Source organism: Microbacterium paludicola (assembly GCF_015235415.1).
Lineage (GTDB): Bacteria > Actinomycetota > Actinomycetes > Actinomycetales > Microbacteriaceae > Microbacterium > Microbacterium paludicola.
In genome coordinates this window covers 40,216-60,964 of record NZ_JADGLL010000004.1, presented here as the reverse complement: position 1 = coordinate 60,964, position 20,749 = coordinate 40,216, and the positions used below count along the sequence as shown (strand labels likewise).

Sequence of the window (20,749 nt, the reverse complement as noted above, 5' to 3'; positions counted from 1 at the left end):
CGCCGCGCCTGTCAAGCGGTGGTCGCGGCCCGCGAAGATCGCGCAGGATGGAGCCCATGCCGAACGTGCGCCTCCTCGACGTCGACGGACGCACCTTCCGCGTGTTCTCGTCCGAGCGCCCCGGCGCCGAGACCGCGTTCGTGCTCGTGCACGGGATCGGCATCTCGCACCGGCTCTTCTCGCGCCTGCACGGGCTGCTCGCCGAGCGGCACACCGTCCACACCCTCGATCTGCCGGGGTTCGGCGGCCTGCCGCAGCCCGCCGACTCGCCGGACGTCCCTGCCATGGCCGCGGGCATCGCACGCGTGCTCGAACGCATCGGGGCCGGCCGCGTCGTCGCCGTGGGTGATTCGATGGGAACGCAGTGGGTCATCGAACTCGGCGCACAGCGGCCAGACCTCGTCTCGCACGTCGTCGCGATCGGCCCCGTGGCCGACGAGCGGCATCGCACACCGCTGGCGCAGGCGACCGCGCTGGCCGCCGACACCGTGCGAGAGCCGCCGGACGCGAACATCCGCGTGCTCACCGAGTACACGCGCTGCGGCCCTCGGTGGTACTTCCGCCAGCTGCCGCACATGCTCTCCTACCGCATCGAGGATCGCGCCGCCGACCTCACGCAGCCGCTGCTCGTGATGCGGGGCGGCTGGGATCCGATCGCCGGGCGCGAGTGGTGTCGCCGCGTCCGCGACAGCGCGCCGCGCGGTCGCCTGGTCGAGGTGCCACGGCACCCGCATCTCGTCCAGCACACGGCACCCCGCGCGGTCGCCGCGGCGACCGCCTCGTTCCTGGCCGGGGAGGACGCATGATCCGGCCGCTGCGCAACCTCGCCTGGTGGGCGGCCGACTACGCCTACGCCGCGGGCTGGCAGGTGCGTGCGTTCGCGAACCGCACGGACCCCGCCGGCTTCCACTCCGGAGAGCGCGTCCCCATCCTGGTGATCCCCGGCGTGTACGAGTCCTGGAAGTTCCTGCAGCCGCTCGTCGTCGCCCTCCACGACCGGGGGCATCCGGTGCATGTCGTCGATCCGCTCCGACACAACCGGCAGCCCGTCGCCGCCGGCGCCGCGCTCGTCACGGAGTACCTCGAACGCCACGGCCTGAGCGATGTCGTGCTGGTCGCGCACAGCAAGGGCGGCCTGATCGGCAAGCACGTGATGGCCCTCGGCCCGGCGGCCCACCGCGTCCGCGGGATGGTCGCCGTCGCGGCGCCGTTCGGCGGCTCGCGGTACGCGCCGCTCATGGTGACGCCCACCCTCCGCAGCTTATCGCCGCGCGATGCGACGATCCTTGCGCTCGCACGCGAGACCGGCGTCAATGCCCGGATCGTGTCGGTGTACGGCCGCTTCGATCCCCACATCCCCGGGGGCAGTGAGCTCGCGGGCGCCCAGAACGTGGTCATCGAGACCGGCGGCCACTTCCGCATCCTCGCGCACCCGCGCGTGATCGCGGAGGTCGCCGCCATGGCCGAGCTTCCGCCCGCGCCCGGGTGATCGCTCAGCGCCGCGGCGTCCAGCCGAGCGGAAGCGGCCCGTCCGCGTCGGCGCGCTCGCGGTCGGCGGCCGCCGACCACCCCTGCGCGTCCGGGCCGTCGAAGCCGCCGCGCGCGACCCGGAACCCGAGATCCTCGTGGTGCATCCGGGGTGCGCCCCCACGCCGCACCGAGGCGCGCACGTTCCAGGCCTCGTCGGCGAAACCGCCGCCGCGGAACACGCGGTAGTCGTCGTAGCGCAGCGGATCGAGCAGATCCCAGCACCACTCCCAGACGTTGCCGAGCGTGTCGAACAGGCCGAACAGGTTCGGCAGCTTCCCGCCGATGTTCTGCGGCGTGCGCACCGCGTCGGCCGCGGTCCACGCGACCTCCGTGAGCGGACCGTAGTGCGGCCCGGTCGATCCGGCCCGGCACGCGTACTCCCACTCCGCCTCGGTCGGCAGGCGATAGCCGTCGGCGTCGACGTGCCAGGTGACCTCCTCGCCGTCGAAGGAGTACACGGGGTCCAGCCCTTCCCACTCGGACGCGGCATTGCAGAACCGGATCGCCCGCTGCCAGCTGACGCCGGTGGCCGGACGGCGCGGGTGCGGGTGCTCCTCGCCCGTGTCGCCGAGGATCTCGGCGACCTGCTCCTGGGTGACGGGGAACACGCCGATCTCGAACGGGGCGAGGTCCACCGTGCGCCGGGTCTTCCGGCGGGCGTTGTGGAGCGTCACGGCCCCGGCCGGGATGCGCGCGAGTTCGATGTCCAGCACGTCATCCATCCTGCCCCCACAGCAGGTTGGCAGGATCCAGGCGCCACTCGTCGGCGCAGGATGGGGCGCCGCGCGGTCCATGCGTGTGAAATGGAGCAATGACCACCGCCCTCGTCGTGATCGACATGCAGCAGGGATTCCTCGACCCGTTCTGGGGACCCACGACCAACCACCCGCAGTGCGAGCACAACGTCGCCCGCCTGATCGAGCACTGGACGGCGCAGGGCGAGCCGATCGTCGTCGTGCGTCACGACAGCGCGAACCCTCATTCCCCGCTCCACCCCGGCAACCCCGGCAATCGCCTCATGGATGCGGTCGACGCGGTCGAGCCGGCGCTGTTCGTCGCCAAGACCGTCAACTCGGCCTTCTACGGCGAACCCGATCTCGAGGCGTGGCTGCGCGAGGCGCGCATCTCGCGGATCGTCGTGTGCGGCATCCAGACGAACATGTGCGTCGAGACGACGGCGCGCATGGGCGGCAACCTCGGCTTCGACGTCGTCCTCGCGCTGGATGCGACGCGCACGTTCGATCTCACCGGGCCGGACGGAGTCGTGATCCCCGCCGACGTCCTCATGTCCACGACGGCGACCAACCTCCACGGCGGAGGTTTCGCGACGGTGCTGTCGACGGCGGAGCTGCTCGTCCCCGCGGCGTGAGGGCTCAGCGCCAGCCGAGCGCCGGCGCCACGTGCGTGAGGATCGACTCGATCATGTGCGTGTTGTAGTCGACGCCCAGCTGGCTGGGGATCGTGATGAGGATCGTGTCCGACTCGGCGATCGCCTCGTCGCGCCGCAGCTCCTCGATGAGGACCTCGGGCTCTGCGGCATAGGAACGGCCGAAGATGGCACGGGTGTTCGCGTCGATGTAGCCGACCTGATCCTCGTGGTCTCCCCCGCCGACGAAGTAGCGTCGGTCGCGCTGATCGGTGATCGCGACGATCGAGCGGGACACGGAGACGCGCGGCTCGAATCCCCAGTCGTGCTTCGCCCACTCCTCGCGGAACAGCCGGATCTGCCCGGCCTGCTGGACGTGGAACGGCTCGCCGGTCTCGTCGAACTTGAGCGTCGAGCTCATCAGGTTCATTCCCTGCTCCGCGGCCCAGACGGCGGTCGCGTTCGCTCCGGCGCCCCACCAGATGCGCTCGCGCAGGCCGTCGCTGTGCGGCTCGAGACGCAGCAGGCCCGGCGGGTTCGGGAACATCGGCCGCGGGTTCGGCTGCGCGAAGCCGCGGCCCTCGAGCAGCTGGAGGAACAGCTCGGTCTTCTGCCGGGCCATCTGGGCGCCGTCGGCGTCGTCGTCCGCGCTCGAGTACCCGAAGTGCTTCCAGCCGTCGATGACCTGCTCGGGTGACCCGCGCGAGATGCCGAGCTGCAGGCGGCCCTCCGAGATCAGGTCGGCGGATCCGGCGTCCTCGACCATGTACAGCGGGTTCTCGTACCGCATGTCGATCACACCGGTGCCGATCTCGATGCGCGACGTCTTCGCGCCGATCGCCGCCAGCAGCGGGAACGGCGAGCTCATCTGCCTCGCGAAATGATGCACGCGGAAGTAGGCGCCGTCGCCGCCGATGTCCTCGACGGCCTGCGCCAGGTCGATCGACTGCAGCAGCATGTCGCCCGCACTGCGCGTGCCCGACTCCGGATGCGGCGTCCAATGACCAAAGGACAGGAACCCGATCTTCTTCACGCTGAGGCAAACCCCTCGCCGTGCGAATCTATTCCACTGAATGAAGGTCGGATCTGCTGCCACTCGGCGAACTTCGGCAGACGCCCGTCTCCGGACGACGTGCGCGTCAGCCGTCGACGCAGCCAGGGGCCGACGTGCGTGCGGTAGTACTCGGCTCCCCGCAGCCGCACACCCGAATCGTCGACGGGCAGCGACCACCACGCCGGGTCGGGCTCGAAACCCAGCGCCGTGAGCACCCGTGCGGCGACGCGGTGGTGCCCGCGCGCGTTCATGTGCAGGCGGTCGGCCGACCAGAACGGGGCCTGCGCGAGCTCGCGATCCGGCCAGTTCAGCGCCCGCACGACGTCGACGCGGCCCTGCATCCGCTCCTCCACCGCGGCGGAGAGCTGATCGCCCCGGCGACGGACGAGCGCGCCGAGGGGCAGCCCCTCGGTGGGATCCGCTCCCGAGAGCAGGATGAGCCGCACGCCCTCCTCGTCGCAGCGCTTCAGGACGTGCGCGAAGGCGTCGGCGATGCGGGAGATCGGCGTGCGGGGACGCAGCATGTCGTTGCCGCCGCCGTTGAACGACAGGTGCGTGGGGCGCAGCGCGAGCGCCGCCTCGAGCTGCTCGTCGACGATCGGCCAGGCGAGTTTGCCGCGGATCGCGAAGTTCGCGTACTGGATGGGCTCGCCGAGCGCGTCCGCCCATCCCTGGGCGGCGAGGTCGGCCCACCCGCGAGGGGTGCCGTCCGGCAGTTCGTCGCCGACGCCCTCCGTGAACGAGTCGCCGATCGCCGCGTACCGCACCTCAGCCATGGCGGCAGTCTATTCCGGTGGTCGCATACGCGGGCCCGTCAGCCGACGGGAAGGCGCTCCTCGAGGGCGGCGCCCTTGCGCTCGGCGAGCGGGATCACGCCGATCGCCGCGACGGCGAAGAAGATCGAGAAGACCGTGAACAGCAGCGGCGCCCCACCGATGCCCATCGCCCACGGCACAAACAGCGGCGCGACGATCGACGCGATGCGCCCGGCGGCCGCCGCCCATCCGGCTCCGGTCGCGCGCAGCGCTGTCGGGTAGAGCTCGGGTGTCACCGCGTACAGGGCGCCCCAGGCGCCGAGGTTGAAGAACGACAGGGCCATGCCCGTGGCGATGATCTGCCACTCCTGCGTCGAGTTGCCGAACAGGATCGCGGCGACCGCCGAGCCGACGAGGAACGTCGCGAGCGTCGCGCGCCGGCCCCACACCTCGATCAGCCAGGCGGCGACAGCGTAGCCCGGCAGCTGCGCGAGCGTGATGATCAGGGTGAACCCGAACGACTTCACCAGGTCGAATCCCTGCGCGAACAGGATCGACGGGATCCAGATGAACGCGCCGTAGTACGAGAAGTTGACGCAGAACCAGACGAGCCAGAGCGCCCCCGTCCGCACCCGCAGCGCGGGGATCCAGAGCGCCGCGACCGCGGCAAGGCCCCGCGGTGTCGACGGCGCCTGCGCGGCGGACCGCGGGACGACGGGTGACTCGGCGCGCGTGACGGGCCGGCCGGCCGACGCCTCGAACTCGCGCACGATCGCGTCCGACTCGGCGATGCGCCCCTTGCTCTCGAGGTACCGGGGCGACTCGGGAAGGGCCCACCGCACCACCAGCGCATACACGGCGGGGACGGCGCCGATGGCGAAGGCCCAGCGCCACCCCTCCTCGAGCGGCACGACGAAGTAGCCGATCAGCGCGGCGAGCGTCCATCCGACGGCCCAGAAGGCCTCGAGGATGACGACGAGTCGGCCCCGGATGCGCGTCGGGGCGAACTCGCTGACGTACGTGGACGCGACCGGGAGCTCGGAGCCGAGCCCGAGCCCGACGAAGAACCGCAGCACAAGCAGCGCCGCCACTCCCCCGACCAGCGCGCTGGCTCCCGTGGCGACGCCGTAGATGAGCAGCGTCAGGGCGAACACCTGCCGGCGCCCCAGGCGGTCGGCGAGAAGACCGCCGACGCTCGCGCCGATCGCCATCCCGATGAACCCGACCGACGCGATCCACGAGGTCTCGGTGGGCGACAGCTGCCACTCGGCCGCCAGCGCCGCGATGATGAACGAGATCAGGCCGACGTCCATCGCATCGAGCGCCCAGCCCACGCCGGAGCCGGTCAGCAGGCGCAGGTGCTTGCGCGTGAACGGCAGGGAGTCGAGGCGAGCGGACGGCGCGGTCATGGCTCCACCCTAATGGTCAGGCTGACCTATCAGTCGGATCCGGCCAGCAGCTCGCGCACCCGCGGCGCCACGACGGTCCCGTAGAGCTCGATGCTCTTCATGAGCTTGTTGTGCTCGAGCCCGCCGTTGGCGAACTTGAGGTCGAAGCGCGTCAGGCCCAGCGTCCGAACGGTGTCGGCGATCTTGCGCGCCACCCGCTCCGGGGAGCCGGCGTACACGGCGCCCTCGGGGCCGACCTCGTTCTGGAACTGGAGGCGGTTGTAGCCGCCCGCCCAGCCGCGCTCGCGCCCGATCTTCTCCCGCAGCGCCGCCATCTCGGGGTACAGCTCGTCCCACGCCTGCTCGTCGGTGTCGGCGATGTGGCCGGGCGAATGAACGCCGACGGGCGCGATCGGCTTCTCGTGGGAGGCGAGCGACCGGTGGAAGAGATCGACGTACGGCCGGAACCGGGCGGGAGACCCGCCGATGATCGCCAGCATGAGCGCGAGCCCGTGCCGTGCCGTGCGGACCACCGATTCGGGCGAACCGCCGACGCCGACCCACGCGGCGATACCGTTCTCCGTCTTCGGGAACACATCCGCCTCCGTGAGGGACGGGCGCATGGTCCCCTGCCACGTGACGGGACGCTCGCTCATGAGCTGCACGAACAGGTCGAGCTTCTCCTCGAACAGCGCCTCGTAGTCGTGAAGGTCGTAGCCGAACAGCGGGAACGACTCGATGAAGGAGCCGCGACCGAGGATGACCTCGGCGCGACCGTGCGAGACCGCGTCGAGCGTGGCGAAGCGCTCGTAGACCCGCACGGGGTCGTCGCTGGAGAGCACGGTCACGGCGGTGCCGAGCCGGATGTCCTTGGTGACCGAGGCGATCGCGGCCAGCACGATCTCGGGGCTCGACACGGCGAACTCGTGCCGGTGGTGCTCCCCCACCCCGAAGAAGGACAGCCCCACCTCGTCGGCGAGCTTCGCCTGCGCGACGATGTTGCGGATCGTCTCCGCGTCGCTGAGGGTTCCGCCGTCGGGTCCTCGTGTGACGTCCCCGAAGGTGTCAAGCCCGAGCTCGATCTCCATGTCGTTCCTTCCTATTCACTCGCATGGAACCCGAGCGGGGCTGCGGCTATTCCGCCGCCTCAGCCGAGCAGCGCGGACTTCAGCGTGTCGAGGCCGACGCCGCCGAGATCGAGGGCGCGCTTGTGGAACTCCTTCATGGAGAAGCCGTCGCCGCGCGCCGCGCGATAGTCGTCGCGGACCTGCTCCCAGAGGCGCTGGCCGACCTTGTACGACGGTGCCTGGCCGGGCCAGCCCAGGTAGCGGTTGACCTCGAAGCGCACGAACTCGTCGGGCATGTTCACGTTCGCGCGCATGAACTCGAGCGCGTAGTCGGCGTCCCACGTCCCGGCGCCGTCGGGACGCGGCTTTCCCAGGTGCACCCCGATGTCGAGCACAACGCGCGCGGCGCGCATCCGCTGTCCGTCGAGCATGCCCAGCCGGTCGGCGGGATCGTCGAGGTACCCGAGCTGCTCCATCAGCCGCTCGGCGTACAGGGCCCATCCCTCGGCGTGGCCGGACGTGCCGGCCAGCAGGCGGCGCCACGAGTTGAGCTGGGCGCGGTTGTACACCGCCTGCCCGATCTGCAGGTGATGCCCCGGGACGCCCTCGTGGTACACCGTCGTGAGCTCGCGCCACGTGTCGAACTCGGTCACGCCCTCCGGCACAGACCACCACATCCGGCCCGGACGCGAGAAGTCGTCGGTGGGCCCCGTGTAGTAGATGCCACCCTCCTGCGTGGGGGCGATCATGCACTCGAGCCGCCGGATCGGCTCGGGGATGTCGAAGTGGGTGCGCCCGAGCTCGGCCACGGCGCGATCGCTCGTCTCCTGCATCCACTCCCGCAGCGCATCCGTGCCGATGAGCTTGCGGGACGCGTCCTTCTCCAGGTGCGCGACGGCCTCGGCGACCGTGGCGCCGGGAAGGATCTCCCGCGCGATCGCCTCCTGCTCGGCCGTCATCCGGGCGAGTTCATCGAGCCCCCACTCGTACGTCTCGTCGAGGTCGATCTTCGCGCCGAGGAACCGCCGCGAGTGAAGCGCGTACAGCTCGCGACCCACCGCGTCGGTCTCGGTCGCGGCGTGGGCGAGCGGTCCGGTCAGGAACTCCGCGAGCCGGTCGTAGGCAGCGCGTGCGGAGGTCGCCGCACGCTCGAGCTCGACGCGAAGCGCCTCGGGGAGTGCGCCGTCTCCGGCCGTCGCCTCCGTCGCGAGGGTGGCGAAGAAGCCGTCCTCCGCGGTGTAGCGCGGGATCTGATCCGCGACCTCTCGCACCTGCCGTGCTGCCGGGACGACGCCGCGATGGATGCCCTCGGTGAGCGTCTCGACGTAGCCGTCGAGAGCGGCGGGGACCGCCGCGAGGCGGCGCGCGATGACCTCCCAGTCGTCGGCCGTCTCGGTCGGCATCAGGTCGTACACCTGACGGACATCCTGCGCGGCGCTGGCGATCACGTTCAGGTCGCGGAGGTGCCACTGCGCATCGTGCAGCTCCTGCGCGAGGCGCAGCTCGGCGCCGAGGTCCGCCTGCGTCACCCGGTCGATGTCGTCGGCCGGCACCGCGGCCTCCAGGGCCGCGAGCGTGCGCCGTCCGGTCTCAAGGGCATCGTCGTGCCCGGCGAGGCTGAAGTCGTCGTACCGATCGCTGCTCTCGCTGCGCCCGATGTACGTCGCGGCGATCGGCGACAGACGCACGACCTCGTCGACCCAGCCCTCCGCGATCCGATCGATCTCCGTCTGCGGCCGCTGCTGATCCGTCATCCCGTCGGTCCCTTCGTCGGCCGCGCTCAGTGCGCGGCTTCGTTCCAGTCGGCGCCGCGTCCCACCTGCACGTCGAGCGGCACCGTCAGCTGCGCGGCGCTGCCCATCCGATCGCGGACGATGCGCTCCACATCGTCCCACTCGCCCGGCGCCACCTCGACCACGAGCTCGTCGTGGATCTGCAGCAGCACGCGGGAGCGCAGGTCGCGCAGGTCGTCGTGGATGCGGAACAGCGCGATCTTCATGATGTCCGCCGCGCTCCCCTGGATCGGGGCGTTGAGGGCCGCGCGCTCGGCGTTCTCGCGCAGCTGGCGGTTCGGGCTCGTCAGATCGGGGAAGGGACGGCGGCGGCCGAAGATCGTCTCGGTGTAACCGTCGACGCGCGCCTGCTCGACCGACGAGCGGAGGTAGTCGCGCACCGCGCCGAAGCGAGCGAAGTACTCGAGCATGAGGGCCTTCGCCTCCGACTGCTCGATGCGCAGCTGCTTCGAGAGGCCGAAGGCAGACAGGCCGTACACGAGGCCGTACGACATCGCCTTGACCTTCGTGCGCATCGCGGATGTCACGTCCTCCGGGGCGACGCCGAAGACCCTGGCGCCGACGAAGCGGTGAAGGTCCTCGCCGGAGTTGAACGCCTCGACGAGGCCCGGGTCGCCCGACAGGTGCGCCATGATGCGCATCTCGATCTGCGAGTAGTCGGCCGTCAGCAGCGCCTCGTAGCCCTCGCCCACCTCGAACGCGGCGCGGATGCGGCGCGACTCCTCGGTGCGGACCGGGATGTTCTGCAGGTTCGGGTCGGTGCTCGACAGACGCCCGGTCTGGCTGCCGGTCTGCACGTACGTGGTGCGCACGCGCCCATCCGGACCGATCGCGGCATCCAGGCCGTCGATGATCTGCTTCAGCTTCGTCGCCTCGCGGTGCTGCAGCAGCAGGTCGAGGAAGGGATGGTGGGCCTTCTCCTGGAGGTCGGCGAGGGCCGCGGCGTCGGTCGTGTAGCCCGTCTTGGTCTTGCGGGTCTTCGGCAGCTGCAGCTCCTCGAACAGGACCTCCTGCAGCTGCTTGGGCGAGCCGAGATTGACCTCGTGGCCGATCGCGGCATACGACCGCTGCGCGAGCGCGTCGGCGCGACCGCCGAGTTCGCCCGAGAATCCCGAGAGCTTCTCGTGCGACACCGCGACGCCCGCGAGCTCCATGTCGGCGAGAGCGATCAGCGTCGGCAGCTCGATGTCGGTCAGCACCGTGTTGACGGCGTCGGGCAGCTCGTCGCGCAGCCCCGCCGCCACACGCAGCGTGTACCAGGACAGCTGCCCGGGCGTCGCGCCCTCCGTCTCGGGGACGAGCTGGGAGGGATCGGCCTCGGGCAGCTTCTCGCCGAGATAGCGCTCGACGAGATGGCCGAGCGTGCGGTCGGGGAAGCTCGGACGCAGCAGCCAGCCGGCGACGATCGTGTCGAAGGCGAGGCCGCCGACCGTCGCCCCCGCACGCCCCAGCGCCTTGACCTGGGGCTTCGCGTCGGAGAGCACCTTCGGCGCCGCGGAGGCGAGCCACGGGCCCAGGGCGGTGGCGACTTCGTCGGACCAGGATGCCTCGACGGCCTCACCGGCGGCCGCGAGGCCGATGCGGTCGGGACGGCCGGCCTGCACCGTCACCGTCACGCCGACCTCGCCCTCGGCGGCGGCAGCCCAGGCGGCGAGCTCGGCCGCGGGAAGCTCCCTCGGCGTGGGCGCCGGCTCGGCCGGCGCCTGCGGCTCGTCCTCGCCGGTCGTGCCGGCCCACTCGAACACGCGCGGCAGCAGGGTGCGGAACTCGAGCCGGGCGAACACGTCGCGCACCGCCTGCGGGTCGAGCGGCTTCACCGCGAGCTCGGCGGGTCCGAAGGGAAGCTCGACGTCGCGCAGCAGCCGGTTCAGGCGGCGGTTGCGCCGCACGTCCTCGATGTGGTCGCGCAGGTTGCCGCCGACCACGCCCTTGATCGTGTCGGCTCCGTCGAGCAGCGCGTCGAGCGACCCGAACTGCGTGAGCCACTTCACGGCCGTCTTCTCACCGACCTTCGGCACACCGGGGAGGTTGTCGCTGGTCTCGCCCACGAGCGCCGCGATATCCGGGTAGAACTCCGGCGCGAGGCCGTACTTCTCGACGACCGCCGCGGGGTCGTACCGCTTCAGCTGCGACACCCCCTGCACCGACGGGTAGAGCAGCGTCACGTCGTCGTTGACGAGCTGGATGGTGTCGCGATCGCCCGAGCAGACGAGCACCCGGAAGCCCTGCTCCATCCCCTGCGTCGCGAGCGTCGCGAGGATGTCGTCGGCCTCGAAGTCGGGCTTCGTCAGCACCGTCACGCCCATCGCGTCGAGGCACTCCTGCAGGAGCGGGATCTGCCCCTTGAACTCGGACGGCGTCTCGGACCGGTTCGCCTTGTACTCGGTGTACTCGCGGGTGCGGAACGACTCGCGGGACGTGTCGAAGGCCACCGCGAGATGGGTGGGTTTCTCGGCCTTCAGCAGGTTGACGAACATGGAGAGGAACCCGTAGATCCCGTTTGTGTGCTGCCCATCCTTCGTCGTGAAGTTCTCGACGGGAAGCGCGTAGAACGCCCGATAAGCGAGCGAATGGCCGTCGACGACGAGAAGGGTAGGCTTTGCGGAGTCCGTCACCCTGCCAGCCTAACTTCGGCCAGGGACATACCGAGGAGCCGCCGTGTCCGACCGTTCGACCGTCCTCTCCCCCGGACTCGAATGGCTGCACCAGCGCGGAGTCGGCGTGCTCGCCGAGCGCATGGGGGTGCAGTTCACCGAGTTCAGCGCCGAGCGCTCCGTGGCGACGATGCCCGTCGAGGGAAACACTCAGCCGGTCGGTCTCATGCACGGCGGCGCATACGTCGTGCTCGGCGAGACGATGGGCTCGATGTCCGCGAACTACCACGCGGGGCCCGGCCGCCTCGCCGTGGGCCTGGACATCAACGCGACCCACACGCGCTCCGCGCGCACCGGCATCGTCACCGCCACGTGCACCGCGATCCACCTCGGGCGCACGACCACGGTCCACGAGATCGTCGTCGTCGACGAGTCCGGCCGCCGGTGCTCGACGGTCCGGATCACGAACCTCATCAAGGACCTTCCGGCCTGACACCCGGCCCGGCGACACCCACCGAGCGAGCGAGACCGCACCCCGCGGCCGAGACCGCGCCCCGCGGCCGAGACCGCAGTCCCCACACGCAGTCTCGGCCCGCAGCTGCAGTCTCGACCCGCAGCTGCAGTCTCGGCCCGCGACCGACGTCTGGGATGCGCGGACGGCGCCGCAACGAGAACGGCCCCGCCCCTTGGTGAGGGACGGAGCCGGATGTCTCGGTGAGGGTGCTTACGCCTTCTTCGGCGAGAGCTGCTCGATGATCGCCTTGGCGACATCCTGCATCGTCAGGCGACGATCCATCGACGCCTTCTGGATCCAGCGGAACGCCTCGGGCTCCGACAGACCCATCTTCTCGTTGAGCAGGCCCTTGGCCCGGTCGACGAGCTTGCGGGTCTCGAAGCGCTCGACCATGTCGGCGACCTCGGCTTCGAGCGTGATGATCTGCTCGTAGCGCGCCAGGGCGATCTCGATCGCCGGCAGCAGGTCGTTCGGGGTGAACGGCTTCACGACATACGCGAGGGCGCCGGCCTCGCTCGCTCGCTCCACGAGCTCCTTCTGGCTGAACGCCGTCAGAAGCACCACGGGCGCGATGTGGTTCTTGCTCAGCCGCTCGGCCGCGCTGATGCCGTCGAGCTGGGGCATCTTCACGTCCATGATCACGAGGTCGGGGCGCAGCTCGGTCGCGAGCTGCACGGCGGTCTCGCCGTCACCCGCCTCGCCGACCACGTCGTATCCGTTGTCCCGGAGGATCTCGACGATGTCGAGGCGGATGAGGGACTCGTCCTCGGCGACGACCACGCGGCGCGGTGCCGCGGGTGCCTGTCCGGTCTGCTCTTCGGTCACCTGTACATCCTAGTTCTTCGTCGTGTGACGCCCGGGAGCCACGTCGGCTCGGGCGTTCGATTGTGCATGGGAGTGCCGGTGGTGGGACTCGAACCCACACGCCCTCACGGACAGCGCATTTTGAGTGCGCCGCGTCTGCCATTCCGCCACACCGGCCCCGATCGACACTACCGCGTCGGCACCGTCGTCCATCCGGTCGGCTCCCAGACGGCCGACCGCCCCGACGCGCCAGGCGCATCGGGGCGGTCGCGGTGCCGTGGCGTTACTGCTGGTAGACCGGCGCCGCACCGTGGACGGCGTCGCCCACCTTGTGCACGCGCAGGTCGTTGGTCGATCCGACGATCCCGGGAGGGGAACCGGAGATGACCACGACCTTGTCGCCGATCTGGGCGAGTTCGTTCTCGAGCAGGTACTCGTCGACCTGGTGGAACATCGCGTCGGTGTGCGCCACCATCTCGACGAGGTGCGACCGGATGCCCCACGTCAGCGCCATCCGGTTCTGGATGGCCGGGTCGGGCGTGAACGCGATCATCGGGCGGTGCGAGCGCAGGCGCGACATGCGACGCGCCGAATCGCCCGACTGCGTGAAGATGCAGAGGAACTTGGCGTCGACGAAGTCGGCGACCTCGACGGCGGCGAGGGTGATCGCGCCGCCCTGCGTGCGCGGCTTCGTCTGCAGCGGCGGGATGCGCTCGAGACCGTGGTCCTCGGTCGACTCGACGATGCGCGCCATGGTCGCGACGGTGACGATCGGGAACTCGCCCACGCTCGTCTCGCCGGACAGCATGACCGCGTCCGCGCCGTCGAGCACCGCGTTGGCGACATCACTCGTCTCCGCGCGCGTCGGCACGGGGTTGGTGATCATCGACTCGAGCATCTGCGTCGCGACGATGACCGGCTTCGCCATCCGGCGGGCCAGCTCGACGGCCTTCTTCTGCACGATCGGCACTGCCTCGAGCGGAAGCTCGACGCCGAGGTCGCCGCGGGCGACCATGATGCCGTCGAAGGCGTCGACGATGTCCTCGAGGGCCTCGACGGCCTGGGGCTTCTCGATCTTGGCGATGATCGGGACGCGACGTCCCTCCTCGGCCATGATCACGTGGGCGCGCTGCACGTCCTTCGCGTTCCGCACGAACGAGAGGGCGATCAGGTCGGCGCCCTTGCGCAGGGCCCAGCGCAGGTCGGCCTCGTCCTTCTCGCTGAGGGCGGGGACGTTCACGGCGGCGCTCGGGATGTTGATGCCCTTGTTGTTGGACACGTTGCCCGCGACGATCGTCTTCGTCGTGACGGTGCGCTCGTCGGCCTCGACGACCTGGAGACGCACCTTGCCGTCGTCGATCAGCAGGAAGTCACCGGGCTTCACGTCCTGCGGCAGGCCCTTGTAGGTGGTGCCGCAGATCTCCTTCGTCCCCTCGATCTCGTCGATCGTGATGGTGAAGATGTCGCCCTCGGCGAGGTAGTGCGGGCCGTCCTTGAACTTGCCGAGCCGGATCTTCGGGCCCTGCAGGTCGACGAGGACGGCGACGGGCTTGCCCAGGTCCTGGGCGGCGCCGCGCACGTTCTCGTAGTTCGCGTCGTGGACCGAGTAGTCACCGTGGCTCAGGTTCAGACGAGCGACGTCGACCCCCGCCTCGATGAGCTCTCGAACCTTCTCGCGTGTCGATGTCGCGGGCCCGAGGGTGGCGACGATCTTGGCACGTCTCAACTGCATACCTCCGCACAAGGATGGTCAGGGTTGGGGTTTTTCGGCGGGGCCACAGAACTTCCGATCCTTGTGACGCGCCGACGGGGATTCGCTCGTCAGCCTACGCGGGCTGCAGACCGATCGCGACATCCGTGGGGCGCACCGGAGAGGGCAGGGACGTCTCCCCCATCAGGTAGGCATCCACCTCCGCGGCGACCGACCGGCCCTCCGCGATCGCCCAGACGATGAGCGACTGCCCACGTCCCGCGTCGCCCGCGACGAACACGCCGGGAGCCGTCGCCTGGAAGGCGCCGTCCCGCTCGACGTTCCCGCGCGAGGTGAACTGCGCCTGGAGCTGCGACTCGAGCGCGTCGCGCTCGGGGCCGGTGAAGCCCATCGCGATCAGCACCAGGTCGGCGGGGATCTCGCGCTCGGTGCCGCGCTTCGGCACGCGGCGTCCGTCCACGAACTCGGTCTCGGCCACGACGAGGGCGCGCACCTCGCCCGCGTCGTTGCCGACGAACTCGACGGTGGAGGCGAGGTACTGACGCTCGCCGCCCTCCTCGTGGGCCGAGGAGACCTCGAACAGGGTCGGCGTCATCGGCCACGGCTGGTGCTCGGGACGCTCGCTGCCGGGCTGCTTGCCGATGGCGAGGTTGGTCACGCTCAGCGCGCCCTGACGGTGGGCGGTGCCGATGCAGTCGGCGCCGGTGTCGCCGCCGCCGATGACGACGACGTGCTTGCCCTCGGCCGTGATCTGGTTCGGCACGGTGTCGCCCGCGACGGCCTTGTTCGACTCGACGAGGTACTCCATGGCGAAGTGGACGCCGGCGAGGTTGCGGCCGGGGATCGGCAGGTCGCGCGGAACCGTGGCGCCGGTGGCGACGACGACCGCGTCGTACCGGGCGCGCAGGTCGCTCCAGCTGATGTCCTTGCCGATCTCGACACCGGCGCGGAAGCGGGTTCCCTCGTCCTGCATCTGGCGAAGGCGCGCCTCGACGTGCTTCTTCTCCATCTTGAAGTCGGGGATGCCGTAGCGCAGCAGGCCGCCGATGCGGTCGTCGCGCTCGTACACGGCGACCGTGTGACCGGCGCGCGTGAGCTGCTGGGCGGCGGCGAGGCCGGCGGGACCGGATCCCACGACCGCGACGGTCTTGCCGGTCAGGCGTGCCGGCGGCTTGGGCTCGACCCAGCCGTTGCCGAACGCCTCGTCGATGATCGAGACCTCGATCTGCTTGATCGTGACGGCCGGCTGGTTGATGCCGAGCACGCACGCGCTCTCGCACGGCGCCGGGCAGAGGCGACCCGTGAACTCCGGGAAGTTGTTCGTCGCGTGCAGCCGCTCGATCGCGGTGCGACCCTCGCCGCGCCACGTCAGGTCGTTCCACTCGGGGATCAGGTTGCCGAGCGGGCAGCCCTGGTGGCAGAACGGGATGCCGCAGTCCATGCAGCGCCCTGCCTGGCGGCGGAGCACGGCCGAATCACCCGGCTCGTACACCTCCTTCCAGTCGAGGATGCGAACTGGCACGGGTCGGCGAGCGGGGAGCTCCCGCTCGGTCACCTTCAGAAAGCCCTTGGGGTCAGCCACCGGTCACCTCCAGGATGCGGTTCCAGACGACGTCGCCGTCGGGGTCAAGCCCCTCGGCGACCGCCTCCTGGCGGGTCTGCAGAACGGCGGCGTAGTCGCGCGGCAGGACCCGCACGAAGTTCGCCACCTCGTTGTCGAAGTCGTCGAGCATGCGCTGCGCGAGCTCGGATCCGGTCTCCGCGACGTGCTGCTGGAGCAGGTCGCGCAGGATCTCGGCATCGCCCGAGCCCAGCTCGGTGAGGGTCAGCTCGCCCGTCGCCAGCGCCTCGCGGTTCACGAGGTCGGTGTTCAGGCGGTACACGTACGCCGTGCCGCCCGACATGCCGGCGCCGAGGTTGCGCCCGGTGCGGCCGAGGATCACCGCGAGGCCACCTGTCATGTACTCGAGCGCGTGGTCGCCCACGCCCTCCACGACGGCGGTGGCGCCCGAGTTGCGGACGAAGAACCGCTCGCCCACCACGCCGCGCAGGAACATGGTGCCCTGGGTCGCGCCGTAGCCGATCACGTTGCCGGCGATGACGTTCTCCGAGGCGTCGAAGGTCGCTCCCTTCGGGGGGCGGATGACGATCTGGCCGCCCGAGAGGCCCTTGCCGACGTAGTCGTTCGAGTCGCCCTCGAGGCGCAGCGTGATGCCGTTGGGCAGGAACGCGCCGAACGACTGCCCGGCCGAGCCCGTGAGCGACACGTCGATGGATCCGGCGGGCAGGCCGTGCTCGCCGTGCGCCTTCGTGACGTGGTGCCCGAGGAGCGTTCCGGCGGCGCGCGCCGTGTTGCGCACGGGCAGCTCGATCTTGACCGTGCCGCCGTTCTCGATGACGTCCTTCGCGCGCTCGATGAGCGGCACGTCGAAGTGGTCGTCGAGCTCGTGGGCCTGGTCGCGCTGGTGGCGGCGCGGCTCATCGTCGGCGAAGCGCGGACCCTCGAGGATCGGCGTGAGGTCGAGACCCTCGGCCTTCCAGTGGGACAGCGCCGTGTCGGTGTCGAGCAGCTCGGCGTGACCGATCGCCTCGTCGAGCGTGCGGAAGCCGAGGGCTGCGAGGTACTCGCGCACCTCCTGGGCGATGAACTCCATGAAGTTCACGACGTGCTCGGCCTTGCCGGTGAAGCGCGAGCGCAGCACGGGGTTCTGCGTCGCGACGCCGACGGGGCAGGTGTCGAGGTGGCACACGCGCATCATGATGCAGCCGCTCACGACGAGCGGTGCCGTGGCGAAGCCGAACTCCTCGGCGCCGAGCAGGGCGCCGATGATGACGTCGCGGCCGGTCTTGAGCTGGCCGTCGACCTGCACCACGACGCGGTCGCGCATGCCGTTCAGCATGAGCGTCTGCTGCGTCTCGGCGAGCCCCAGCTCCCACGGCGTGCCCGCGTGCTTGAGCGAGTTCATCGGGCTCGCACCCGTGCCGCCGTCGTGACCGGAGACCAGGATGACGTCGCTGAGCGCCTTCGCGACGCCGGCCGCGACCGCGCCGATGCCCGACTGGCTGACGAGCTTCGTGTGGATGCGGGCGGCGGGGTTGGCGCGCTTGAGATCGAAGATCAGCTGCTTGAGATCCTCGATCGAGTAGATGTCGTGGTGCGGCGGCGGCGAGATCAGGCCGACGCCGGCGGTCGCGTGACGGGTGCGCGCGACCCACGGGTACACCTTGCCCGGCGGCAGCTGACCGCCCTCGCCCGGCTTGGCGCCCTGGGCGAGCTTGATCTGGATGTCGTCGGCTTCGGTGAGGTACAGGCTCGTGACGCCGAAGCGGCCCGACGCGACCTGCTTGATGGCGCTGCGGCGCTCGGGGTCGAGCAGGCGGTCGACGTCCTCGCCGCCCTCGCCGGTGTTCGACTTCGCGCCGAGACGGTTCATCGCGATCGCGAGCGTCTCGTGCGCCTCGCGCGAGATGGATCCGTAGCTCATCGCGCCGGTGGAGAACCGCTTCACGATGGACGAGACGGGCTCGACCTCATCGAGCGGCACCGGCGGGCGCACATCCGTCCGCAGCTGGAACAGGCCGCGCAGGGTCTTGAGCTCGGCCGCCTGGTCGTCCACGAGCTTCGTGTACTCGCGGAAGATGTCGTACCGGCGCGTGCGCGTCGAGTGCTGCAGGCGGAACACCGTCTCCGGGTTGAACAGGTGGGGGGCGCCGTCGCGGCGCCACTGGTACTCGCCGCCCGTCCAGAGGCGTTCGTGCGCCCGCGGCGCGCGGTCCTCCGGATACGCGAACGCGTGGCGCGCGGCGTTCTCGGCCGCGATCACGTCGAGGTCGACGCCGCCGAGCTTGCTCTCGGTGCCGGTGAAGTACGCGTCGATCAGCTCCTGCGACAGGCCGACGGCCTCGAACACCTGGGCGCCCGCGTACGACGACACGGTCGAGATGCCCATCTTCGACATGATCTTCAGCACGCCCTTGCCGAGCGCGTAGATCAGGTTCTTGACGGCCTTCTCCGGCGTGATGCCCTGGATCGTCCCGGAGCGGACGAGGTTCTCGACCGTCTCCATCGCGAGGTACGGGTTGACCGCGGATGCGCCGTAGCCGATGAGCGTCGCGACGTGGTGCACCTCGCGGACGTCGCCCGCCTCGACCACCAGGCCGACCTTCATGCGCGTCTCGTTGCGGATGAGGTGGTGGTGGATCGCCGAGAGCATCAGGAGCGACGGGATCGGCGCGAGGTCCTGGTTCGAGTCGCGGTCGCTGAGCACGATGAACTCGACGCCGTCCTCGATCGCGTTGTCGACCTCGCGGCACATCTGCGCCAGGCGCTTCTCCAGGCCCTTTCGTCCCGCGGCGACGCGGTACAGCCCGCGGACCGTGATCGAGGACCGACCGGGCAGCGCCGTGTGGATGTGCTGGATCTTCGCCAGCTCGTCGTTGTCGATCACCGGGAAGTCGAGACCGACCGTGCGCGCGTGATCCGGACCCCAGTCGAGGAGGTTCGCCTCGGGACCGAGGCCGAGCTTGAGGCTCGTGACGACCTCTTCGCGGATGGAGTCGAGCGGCGGGTTCGTCACCTGCGCGAACTGCTGCGTGAAGTAGTCGAACAGCAGGCGCGGGCGCTCGCTGAGCACGGCGATGGGAGTGTCCGAGCCCATCGCCCCGAGCGGCTCGGCGCCGGTGCGGCCCATGGGCGTGAGCAGGATCCGCACCTCCTCCTCCGTGTAGCCGAAGGTGCGAAGGCGCCGGTTGATGGACGCGATGGGATGAACGATGTGCTCGCGCTCGGGCAGGTCCGCGAGGCGGACGGTCCCCTTGTCGAGCCACTCCTGCCACGGGTGCATGGCGGCCAGGTCGCGCTTGACCTCGTCGTCCTCGATGATGCGGCCCTGCGCCGTGTCGACCACGAACATGCGGCCCGGCAGCAGGCGGCCGCGGCGCTCGATGCGCTCGGGCTCGAAGTCCAGCACGCCGGTCTCGCTGCCGATCACGACGAGGCCGTCCTTCGTGACGGTCCAGCGACCGGGACGCAGGCCGTTGCGGTCGAGCATTCCGCCGACGACGGTGCCGTCCGTGAAGATCAGCGACGCCGGGCCGTCCCACGGCTCCATCTGCAGCGAGTGGTACTCGTAGAACGCACGCACGTCCGGATCCATGTCCGGCTGCTTCTCGTACGCCTCCGGCACCATCATGAGCATCGCGTGCGGCAGGCTGCGGCCCGTCAGGGTGAGCAGCTCGAGGACCTCGTCGAACGACGCGGAATCGCTCTGGCCGTCCTCGCAGATCGGCAGCAGCGGGCGGATGTCGCCGAGCAGGTCGGACGCGAGCTGCGACTGACGCGCGCGCATCCAGTTGCGGTTGCCGCCGACGGTGTTGATCTCGCCGTTGTGGGCGAGCATGCGCAGCGGCTGCGCGAGCGGCCACGACGGGAACGTGTTCGTCGAGTAGCGGCTGTGCACGACGGCGAGCTCGGTGACGAAGCGCTCGTCCTGGAGGTCGGGGTAGAACGGCTCGAGCTGGAGCGTCGTGACCATTCCCTTGTAGCCGAGGGTGCGGCTCGAGAGCGACACGAAGTACGCGTCGAGCTCGTGCTGCGCGCGCTTGCGCAGCCGGTAGATGCGGCGGTCGAGAGCGATCCCCGAGAGCGAGGAGCCGTCGGCGTCCGCGCACGAGACGAACAGCTGCTCGAAGGCGGGACGCGCGTCGTACGCGAGCTTGCCGAGGTTCTCGTCCTCCGTCGGCACGTCGCGCCAGCCGAGCACCGTGATGCCCTCGCTCACCGCGACGCTCTCGATCGAGGCCTTCATCGCCTCGCGCGCCTCGTCCTCGCGGGGAAGGAAGATCATTCCGGCGGCGTACTCCCCCACCGGCGGTAGGTCGAAGCCGACGACGGCACGCAGGAACGCATCCGGCATCTGAGTGAGGATGCCGGCGCCGTCACCCGTGCCGGCGTCGGAGCCGATCGCGCCGCGGTGCTCGAGGTTGCGCAGCGCGGTGAGCGCGAGATCGACGATGTCGTGTCCCGGCTCGCCCCGCAGGGTCGCGACCATGGCGAGACCACACGCGTCCTTCTCGAACGCCGGGTTGTACATCCCCTGCTTCTCGGGGAAGCCCGAAAGCGAGGAGTGCGATCCGTAACGGGGGCGAGATGCCATGCCTACCGTCCTTGAGGT

At 70.3% G+C, this 20,749-nt stretch carries 15 protein-coding genes and 1 tRNA gene; 4 read left to right on the top strand and 12 right to left on the bottom strand.

Features of this window, described 5'->3' with window-relative positions:
* Nucleotides 1–56: 56 nt before the first annotated feature.
* A complete protein-coding gene (locus IR155_RS03200; protein WP_135113127.1) occupies nucleotides 57–806 on the top strand; it encodes an alpha/beta fold hydrolase in 750 nt (249 codons plus the stop codon).
* Complete coding sequence (locus IR155_RS03195) at nucleotides 803–1,489, top strand: esterase/lipase family protein (RefSeq protein ID WP_135113125.1); 687 nt, start codon at nucleotides 803–805, stop codon at nucleotides 1,487–1,489. The genes IR155_RS03200 and IR155_RS03195 overlap by 4 nt, the downstream gene beginning before the upstream one ends.
* 4 nt (nucleotides 1,490–1,493) lie before the next feature.
* On the opposite strand, the gene IR155_RS03190 is transcribed toward IR155_RS03195, so the two are convergent.
* A complete protein-coding gene (locus IR155_RS03190; RefSeq protein WP_194210284.1) occupies nucleotides 1,494–2,243 on the bottom strand; it encodes a formylglycine-generating enzyme family protein in 750 nt (249 codons plus the stop codon).
* A gap of 98 nt (nucleotides 2,244–2,341) precedes the next feature.
* On the opposite strand from IR155_RS03190, the gene IR155_RS03185 reads away from it, so the two are divergent.
* On the top strand, nucleotides 2,342–2,899 hold the full coding sequence (locus IR155_RS03185) for a cysteine hydrolase family protein (RefSeq protein ID WP_135113122.1): 558 nt from the start codon (nucleotides 2,342–2,344) through the stop codon (nucleotides 2,897–2,899).
* Between the two features lie 4 nt (nucleotides 2,900–2,903).
* Here the strand turns inward: IR155_RS03185 and IR155_RS03180 are convergent, their stop codons facing one another.
* The 6 genes from IR155_RS03180 to polA are packed head-to-tail and all read right to left on the bottom strand — an operon-like array spanning nucleotide 2,904 to nucleotide 11,568.
* Nucleotides 2,904–3,929, bottom strand: a complete 1,026-nt coding sequence (locus IR155_RS03180; protein WP_135113120.1) for an LLM class flavin-dependent oxidoreductase — start codon at nucleotides 3,927–3,929, stop codon at nucleotides 2,904–2,906.
* On the bottom strand, nucleotides 3,926–4,726 hold the full coding sequence (locus IR155_RS03175) for an SGNH/GDSL hydrolase family protein (protein ID WP_194210283.1): 801 nt from the start codon (nucleotides 4,724–4,726) through the stop codon (nucleotides 3,926–3,928). The genes IR155_RS03180 and IR155_RS03175 overlap by 4 nt, the downstream gene beginning before the upstream one ends.
* Nucleotides 4,727–4,764: 38 nt before the next feature.
* Nucleotides 4,765–6,114, bottom strand: a complete 1,350-nt coding sequence (locus IR155_RS03170) for an MFS transporter (RefSeq protein WP_135113118.1) — start codon at nucleotides 6,112–6,114, stop codon at nucleotides 4,765–4,767.
* Between the two features lie 29 nt (nucleotides 6,115–6,143).
* On the bottom strand, nucleotides 6,144–7,181 hold the full coding sequence (locus IR155_RS03165) for an LLM class flavin-dependent oxidoreductase (RefSeq protein WP_135113116.1): 1,038 nt from the start codon (nucleotides 7,179–7,181) through the stop codon (nucleotides 6,144–6,146).
* A gap of 59 nt (nucleotides 7,182–7,240) precedes the next feature.
* Nucleotides 7,241–8,914 (bottom strand): DUF885 domain-containing protein, encoded by a 1,674-nt coding sequence (locus IR155_RS03160; protein ID WP_135113114.1) that lies wholly within the window; start codon nucleotides 8,912–8,914, stop codon nucleotides 7,241–7,243.
* Between the two features lie 26 nt (nucleotides 8,915–8,940).
* Complete coding sequence (gene polA, locus IR155_RS03155; protein ID WP_135113112.1) at nucleotides 8,941–11,568, bottom strand: DNA polymerase I; 2,628 nt, start codon at nucleotides 11,566–11,568, stop codon at nucleotides 8,941–8,943.
* A 121-nt stretch (nucleotides 11,569–11,689) separates the two neighbouring features.
* Here polA and IR155_RS03150 point away from each other — a divergent pair, with 121 nt between their 5' ends.
* Nucleotides 11,690–12,040, top strand: coding sequence for a hotdog fold thioesterase (locus IR155_RS03150; protein WP_194210288.1), 351 nt, complete (start codon nucleotides 11,690–11,692; stop codon nucleotides 12,038–12,040).
* A 231-nt stretch (nucleotides 12,041–12,271) separates the two neighbouring features.
* On the opposite strand, the gene IR155_RS03145 is transcribed toward IR155_RS03150, so the two are convergent.
* The 5 genes from IR155_RS03145 to gltB form a co-directional block, all read right to left on the bottom strand.
* Nucleotides 12,272–12,886, bottom strand: a complete 615-nt coding sequence (locus tag IR155_RS03145; RefSeq protein ID WP_135113108.1) for an ANTAR domain-containing response regulator — start codon at nucleotides 12,884–12,886, stop codon at nucleotides 12,272–12,274.
* 73 nt (nucleotides 12,887–12,959) lie between these two features.
* Nucleotides 12,960–13,042: transfer RNA gene (locus IR155_RS03140), tRNA-Leu, on the bottom strand.
* Between the two features lie 106 nt (nucleotides 13,043–13,148).
* A complete protein-coding gene (pyk, locus tag IR155_RS03135; RefSeq protein WP_135113282.1) occupies nucleotides 13,149–14,591 on the bottom strand; it encodes a pyruvate kinase in 1,443 nt (480 codons plus the stop codon).
* A gap of 100 nt (nucleotides 14,592–14,691) precedes the next feature.
* Nucleotides 14,692–16,158 (bottom strand): glutamate synthase subunit beta, encoded by a 1,467-nt coding sequence (locus tag IR155_RS03130; RefSeq protein ID WP_135113106.1) that lies wholly within the window; start codon nucleotides 16,156–16,158, stop codon nucleotides 14,692–14,694.
* Nucleotides 16,151–20,731, bottom strand: a complete 4,581-nt coding sequence (gltB, locus tag IR155_RS03125; RefSeq protein ID WP_135113104.1) for a glutamate synthase large subunit — start codon at nucleotides 20,729–20,731, stop codon at nucleotides 16,151–16,153. Before gltB ends, IR155_RS03130 begins: the two co-directional genes overlap by 8 nt.
* Nucleotides 20,732–20,749 lie beyond the last annotated feature (18 nt).

What these genes read in the sequence shown, in the direction of transcription:
- IR155_RS03200 (WP_135113127.1), top strand. Translation starts at nt 57, where the DNA reads ATGCCGAACGTGCGCCTCCTCGACGTCGACGGACGCACCTTCCGCGTG.
- IR155_RS03195 (WP_135113125.1), top strand. Translation starts at nt 803, where the DNA reads ATGATCCGGCCGCTGCGCAACCTCGCCTGGTGGGCGGCCGACTACGCC.
- IR155_RS03185 (WP_135113122.1), top strand. Translation starts at nt 2,342, where the DNA reads ATGACCACCGCCCTCGTCGTGATCGACATGCAGCAGGGATTCCTCGAC.
- IR155_RS03175 (WP_194210283.1), bottom strand. Translation starts at nt 4,726, where the DNA reads ATGGCTGAGGTGCGGTACGCGGCGATCGGCGACTCGTTCACGGAGGGC.
- IR155_RS03170 (WP_135113118.1), bottom strand. Translation starts at nt 6,114, where the DNA reads ATGACCGCGCCGTCCGCTCGCCTCGACTCCCTGCCGTTCACGCGCAAG.
- IR155_RS03165 (WP_135113116.1), bottom strand. Translation starts at nt 7,181, where the DNA reads ATGGAGATCGAGCTCGGGCTTGACACCTTCGGGGACGTCACACGAGGA.
- IR155_RS03160 (WP_135113114.1), bottom strand. Translation starts at nt 8,914, where the DNA reads ATGACGGATCAGCAGCGGCCGCAGACGGAGATCGATCGGATCGCGGAG.
- IR155_RS03150 (WP_194210288.1), top strand. Translation starts at nt 11,690, where the DNA reads ATGGGGGTGCAGTTCACCGAGTTCAGCGCCGAGCGCTCCGTGGCGACG.
- gltB (WP_135113104.1), bottom strand. Translation starts at nt 20,731, where the DNA reads ATGGCATCTCGCCCCCGTTACGGATCGCACTCCTCGCTTTCGGGCTTC.